This window comes from Rodentibacter sp. Ppn85, assembly GCF_001999335.1.
GTDB lineage: Bacteria > Pseudomonadota > Gammaproteobacteria > Enterobacterales > Pasteurellaceae > Rodentibacter.
This window is the reverse complement of record NZ_MLHS01000054.1, coordinates 1-4,238: the sequence shown is the minus strand read 5'-3', so window position 1 is coordinate 4,238 and position 4,238 is coordinate 1. Positions and strand designations below refer to the sequence as shown.

At 34.9% G+C, this 4,238-nt stretch carries 5 protein-coding genes; 4 read left to right on the top strand and 1 reads right to left on the bottom strand.

From position 1 onward, the window contains the following. The 3 genes from BKL51_RS09215 to crcB form a co-directional block, all read left to right on the top strand. On the top strand, positions 1-198 hold a 198-nt coding region (locus BKL51_RS09215; RefSeq protein ID WP_077466400.1), incomplete at its 5' end, for a translation elongation factor Tu. 151 nt (positions 199-349) lie between these two features. Then, the gene (locus BKL51_RS09210; protein ID WP_077466402.1) at positions 350-1,168 is read left to right on the top strand and encodes a Cof-type HAD-IIB family hydrolase; all 819 of its coding nucleotides are present in this window, start codon (positions 350-352) and stop codon (positions 1,166-1,168) included. After that, entirely contained in the window at positions 1,168-1,551 is a 384-nt protein-coding gene (crcB, locus tag BKL51_RS09205) for a fluoride efflux transporter CrcB (RefSeq protein WP_077466399.1), read from the top strand. Before BKL51_RS09210 ends, crcB begins: the two co-directional genes overlap by 1 nt. Positions 1,552-1,927: 376 nt before the next feature. Here the strand turns inward: crcB and recA are convergent, their stop codons facing one another. Next, the gene (gene recA / locus BKL51_RS09200; protein WP_077466398.1) at positions 1,928-2,983 is read right to left on the bottom strand and encodes a recombinase RecA; all 1,056 of its coding nucleotides are present in this window, start codon (positions 2,981-2,983) and stop codon (positions 1,928-1,930) included. Positions 2,984-3,489: 506 nt separating this feature from the next. Between recA and BKL51_RS09195 the strand changes: the two genes are divergently transcribed. Next, entirely contained in the window at positions 3,490-4,152 is a 663-nt protein-coding gene (locus BKL51_RS09195; RefSeq protein WP_143530583.1) for a TfoX/Sxy family DNA transformation protein, read from the top strand. Positions 4,153-4,238 lie beyond the last annotated feature (86 nt).

The following is a 4,238-nucleotide window of genomic DNA, read 5'->3' as shown; positions in this document are numbered from 1 at the left end:
CAATTCTATTTCCGTACAACAGACGTAACCGGTACAATTGAGTTACCGGAAGGTGTGGAAATGGTAATGCCGGGTGATAACATCAAAATGACCGTATCTTTAATCCATCCGATTGCGATGGACCAAGGTTTACGCTTCGCGATTCGTGAAGGTGGTCGTACCGTAGGTGCGGGTGTTGTTGCTAAAATTATTAAATAATTCATTTGATGAATTGAATATGGAGGCAGGTCGAAGGATCTGCCTTTTTAGTTTTATACTTTTGTCACATTTGTGGCTCAATCAAAAAGTGCGGTCATTTTATGTCTCGTTTTTTGATATGATCGGGAAAAACTTTTTAGAGGATTTTTTTATGTCAAAACAACTTTTTCGTGCTGTTGTTTCTGATCTAGACGGTACGTTATTGAACACTCATCATGTCATCGGAGACTTTACGATTGATACACTGAATCGCCTTGAACGGAACGGTATTGATATTATCCTTGCCACAGGAAGAAATCATACTGATGTTGCTTCTATTCTTGGAAAAATCGGTGCAGAACGTGCGGTAATGATTACTTCAAACGGAGCAAGAGTGCGCGATATGGCGGGAAACCTTATTTATAGCAATAGTTTGCCGGAAGATATTGTACTTGAACTGTATAAAACACCATTTGATGAAACTAAGGTTTGTTTAAATACCTATCAAGACGAGGGATGGTTTATTAATAAAGAAGTTCCAGCATTGAAAAAATTTCATCAAGATTCAGGTTTCATGTATGACGTGGTTGATTTTTCTAAACATCACGCTCGTAGTGTGGAAAAAATATTTTTTATTGGAAAAACACCTGAAGATTTAATTGAAGTGGAAAAATATTTACGTAAGCATTTTGGCGATAAAACAACTATTGTTTATTCTGCATTAGCATGTTTGGAAGTTATGAACAGAAATGTTTCCAAAGGTGAAGCTTTAAAACATGTGTTAGAGCAACGAGATTACGGTTTGGAAAGTTGTATCGCTTTTGGAGATGGGATGAATGATGTAGAAATGCTTTCCTCTGTTGGGAAAGGCTGCATCATGGAAAATGCTGATAAACGACTGAAACAGGTTTGCCCGGAATTAGAGCAAATAGGTTCAAATCAAAATGAATCAGTCGCAAAATATCTTCAACTTCAATTCGGAATCAAGTAATGCTCCAAGCTATATTATGTATTAGTTGTGGGGCGATATTAGGTGCCTTAGGGAGATGGGGAGTAACCTATAGCCTTAATTCCCTGTTCTCTACTTTTGCTTTTGGAACCTTACTTGTTAATCTTATCGGTTGTTTTTTGGTAGGTATGTTGATGGCACTTTTTTGGCAATATCCACAAGTTAATGATTTATGGAAATTGTTTCTAGTGACAGGTTTTCTTGGTGCGTTTACTACATTCTCATCTTTTTCGATTGAAGTGATTGAGCTTCTAATGTCAGACAAATGGTTTAATGCTCTTAGTGTTATTACTTTCCATTTAATAGGCGGATTAATCAGTACGACACTAGGTATTTTATTGTATAAACTACTACTTAAGTCTTAAGTTAGAAATTTTATTTAGAAGTAGAACCAGTAAGATCGGCAAAATTTTCACTGTAACATCCACGAAAAAGCATATATTGCTAGATTTTTTGTTTCATTTTAGGGGATGGCTTTCCATATAATCTAGAAATTGTTTTCGTCAAAACACTTATCATTTTGGCAGTTTTTCTGCCGATACTGTTCTAGTGTGTTTTACATTTGTTCTTCTGAAAATGCTTTTTCTTACATTTTACTGCCAAGCCCGAATTCACTATATTCTCGACATATTAAGAAACTCACAATATCATTTAACACGGTTGAAATATGCTTGCTTCCATAAAAAGTGCGGTTAAAATTTGGAGAAAATTTGACCGCACTTCTATGGTATTAAAAGCGCATTATAATTCATCCGAATAATTATTTGCGGCTTGTTCAATATCGACTATTAATGATTGTTCAGGGTTGGCAACCAATTCCGTACGAAGCCTTGTTTCTAATTCTTGCGCTTTTTCTGGATTTTCGTGTAACCATTTCATTGCATTTGCTTTACCTTGACCTATTTTTTCATTGTTGTAGGCATACCAAGCGCCGGATTTATCCACAAGTTTGTGTTTTACACCTAGCTCAATCAATTCTCCCACTTTTGAAATTCCTTCACCGTAAAGAATTTGAAATTCTACTTGGCGGAATGGTGCAGCAAGTTTGTTTTTCACTACTTTCACTCTCGTTTCGTTACCAATAATGTCCTCGCCGTCTTTTACAGAACCGGTACGACGAATATCTAAACGAACAGACGAATAAAATTTTAGAGCGTTGCCACCGGTTGTAGTTTCCGGATTACCAAACATTACACCAATTTTCATACGAATTTGATTGATGAAAATCACTAGGCAGTTGGCATTTTTAATTTGACCGGTTAGTTTACGTAATGCTTGAGACATCAAGCGTGCTTGTAAACCCATATGGGAGTCTCCCATCTCACCTTCAATTTCTGCTTTTGGTGTAAGTGCTGCCACGGAGTCTACGATTATGACATCAACGGCACCTGAACGGACAAGAGCATCACAGATTTCTAATGCTTGTTCACCATTATCAGGTTGAGAGACTAATAATTCTTTTACATCAACCCCTAATTTGGCAGCATAAATCGGATCAAGTGCATGTTCGGCATCAATGAATGCACAGGTTTTACCTGCTTTTTGAGCTTGTGCAATGACAGATAAGGTAAGGGTTGTTTTACCAGAAGACTCAGGACCGAAGATCTCGACGATACGGCCCATAGGCAAACCGCCAATACCTAGTGCTACATCTAGCCCAATGGAACCGGTGGAAATGGATTCAACATCCAACGTCTTGGTATCACCCAATTTCATAATAGAGCCTTTACCAAACTGTTTTTCGATTTGTCCTAACGCTGCAATAAGAGCTTTTTGTTTTTCTTCTTGAGTAGCCATTTTTTACCTTTTAAATCACTGTGAGCATATTAAAATTGTATCTGTGTTGACGTACAGCGGCAAGTGAAATTTTGGATGTAATGAGGAAATATAGTGGATTGGAGGAGCGTAAAAATTTATCTAAGTATCTGGAATTTAGATGTTTTTTAGTTTTAGAGAGCAGAGTATATTCTTTTAGTGTCTTAAGGAAATATAAATACTGTAAATTAATTTTTTAATAACTGTCATTTTAACCTGCTATGCCGTTCTTTTTCTAAAAATAAGCAATATATTATATTAATATTCATTCTATTGACTTGTATGAATTTATTGAAAACTGATATGTCTATTAAATATAAGTTATTGAACAGGAAATTTATTATATAACTATATCCTTTACAATAAGTTTCAAATTTACGATCTATGTCACAAATCTGTAATTAAGTTGTTTTACTCTGGTAATATATATGTTATAAAAGGAAGGGTTACTTATTCATAAATATATTGCAGTTTAATTTGGAGGGATTGTGGCAATATTAAACATTAAAGATAAGCAAATTGATAACATTTGTATGATGACTAATGAATTAATCGGAAATGTGACTTCAAAGAATTTGTTCACTGGTTACGGGTTATTTTACAATGAAGAACTTATGTTTGGTTTATGGCTGAATGGAAGGTTTTATCTTCAAGCAAAAGATGAATTATCTAGTCGATTGATAGATTCAGGATGTGTAGCTTTCACAAAAAATGAAGTTGATGCTAAATTTGTTTTGTCGGATTACTATTGTCTTACTAACGATATTCTAAGTGATCGGGTTTTATTGCGTAAATTGCTTATGCTTTCCATTAAACAAGTTCAGGATAGGAAAAATGAGATTGCCCTGTCAAAGGCAAATCGCTTAAAAGATCTTCCTAATCTTTCTATAAAGTATGAGCGAATGTTAAAGAAGGTTGGTATTCATGATGTCAACACACTAAAGATAGTAGGGGCTGAGAATGCGATTGTCAGGCTAAGGAAATTTGGAATACCAGCTACTTTAAACACTTATTGGAAACTAGCTTGTGCATTACTGAATAAAAATAGCGAAATGTTAAATAGACAGCAAAAGGAAATACTACTGAAGAAGTTAAATAAAGTCTTATATGAAGCAGGGTTTAGAAGATATAGAAAGATTGATGATGAATAAAAATTAATCTTTCAAATAAAAAATGCAAAAAATTCATTGCAAAGTATTTTTTTATACCTATAATACACACCACACAACGACGCGCT